This window comes from Clostridium sp. AF19-22AC (assembly GCF_003479085.1).
Classification (GTDB): domain Bacteria; phylum Bacillota; class Clostridia; order Lachnospirales; family Lachnospiraceae; genus Faecalicatena_A; species Faecalicatena_A orotica.
Genome location: NZ_QUGN01000057.1, coordinates 1 through 1,729, shown reverse-complemented (window position 1 = coordinate 1,729; position 1,729 = coordinate 1). Strand labels below are relative to the sequence as shown.

General features: G+C 38.6%; 2 protein-coding genes. Both read left to right on the top strand.

Annotated elements, in window-relative coordinates; genetic code table 11:
• The first annotated feature begins 69 nt into the window (after positions 1-69).
• On the top strand, positions 70-753 hold the full coding sequence (locus DWX43_RS26720) for a helix-turn-helix domain-containing protein (protein ID WP_118623110.1): 684 nt from the start codon (positions 70-72) through the stop codon (positions 751-753).
• A complete protein-coding gene (locus DWX43_RS26715; protein WP_330582331.1) occupies positions 708-1,652 on the top strand; it encodes an IS3 family transposase in 945 nt (314 codons plus the stop codon). The genes DWX43_RS26720 and DWX43_RS26715 overlap by 46 nt, the downstream gene beginning before the upstream one ends.
• Positions 1,653-1,729: the final 77 nt, after the last annotated feature.

The window sequence follows — 1,729 nt, the reverse complement described above, 5'->3', positions numbered from 1 at the left end:
TGATATGCTCCCTTCTAGGTAGACAAGTGAAATAATAAAAACTTGTTTGCTTAGAAGGGGGCTATTTTTATGGCTTTTAAACACAAGTTTACATATGAAGAAAAAGCAAGGATACTAACGGAATATATGGATGGAGTCTATGGTTTTAGAGAAATATGTAGCCGTTATCAAATCAATCAGGGATCTTTAAAGACATGGAAAAGGCTCTATGATACCTTTGGTTGGGAGGGCCTAAGAACAGGCTCACAAAGTACACACTATTCTAGGGAAACAAAATGGTCTGCTGTTCAGGATTATTTATTTCACGAACTAACTGTTCCTGAAATATTAAAAAAATACAAAATTCGTTCAGATACCCAACTCAGACGCTGGATTACGAAGTATAATGGTCATGAAAAGTTAAAATCTTCTGGAACGGGAGGAACCCTTATCATGACCAAAGGACGAAAAACAACATTTGATGAGCGTATTGCTATTGTACAGTACTGCATATCTCATGATTATAATTACAAGGAAGCAGCTGGAAAATATAATGTTTCCTATCAACAGGCCCGTAACTATACCGTGAAATATGAAGCGGGAGGAGTCGATGCCCTCAAGGACAATCGTGGAAAACGGAAACAGCTGGATGAAATGAGTGAATTGGAACGACTGCGTGCAGAGAACCGAATATTAAAGGCAGAAAAAGAACGGGCTGAAATGGAGATATCTTTCTTAAAAAAACTCGAAGAAATCGAGAGGAGGCGGGGCTGAGCCTGGTACGATATGAGTGGATCTATCGGGCAATAAAAGAAGAACATGAATTACATCATTATCCAATTCGGGAATTATGTGTGCTGGGCGGCGTTTCAAGATCCGGCTACTATAAATGGCTGAACAGAAAAACACCAGTGGAAGAACAGCGGAACAAATCTATTTCTAAAAAAATAGAAGAGATCCATACCGATTCACCAGATAAAGGATACCGAAGGATCAGGGATGACCTGGAACGATATCATGATGAAAAGGTAAATGATAAACGCGTTCTGAGATTATGTCGTAAGCTGGGAATCAAATCTACAATTAAATATGCGGACAATGGATGTACCAGACAGGCAAAGAATCCTCAGTATATCGCAGAAAATATCCTGAATCGTGAATTTAAGGCAGAAAAGCCAAATCAAAAATGGCTCACAGATGTTACCGAATTCCATTATTATATAGGAGCAGACAAATATAAAGTCTATCTTAGTGCGATACTCGATCTATATGACAGACGGATTGTATCCTATGTAATTCGGGACAACAATAATAATGCCCTTGTATTTGATACCTTTGCTGAGGCAGTAAGACAGAATCCAGAAGCACATCCAATCTTTCATAGCGACCGCGGTTTCCAATATACAAACCGGGCATTTCATACAAAGATAGAAGCAGCAGGTATGACCCAGAGTATGTCCAGAGTAGCAAAATGTATAGATAATGGTCCAATGGAAGGCTTCTGGGGAATCATCAAAAGAGAACGTTATTATGGAAAACGATTTACGAGCAGGGAATCTGTAGTAGAAATGATAGAAACATATATCGGGTATTACAACACCAAACGATTACAAAGGAATTTGGGTGTACTGACACCAATGGAAAAACACGAAATATATTTACAGGCAGCATAAAAACTGCCAACAGATAGATATCTGTTGGCAGAAAAGATTTTATTTTTTTAATTGTCTACTTGACGGGGAGCGGTTCA

Coding starts and splice junctions, on each gene's coding strand:
- DWX43_RS26720 (WP_118623110.1), top strand. CDS start 70: ATGGCTTTTAAACACAAGTTTACATATGAAGAAAAAGCAAGGATACTA.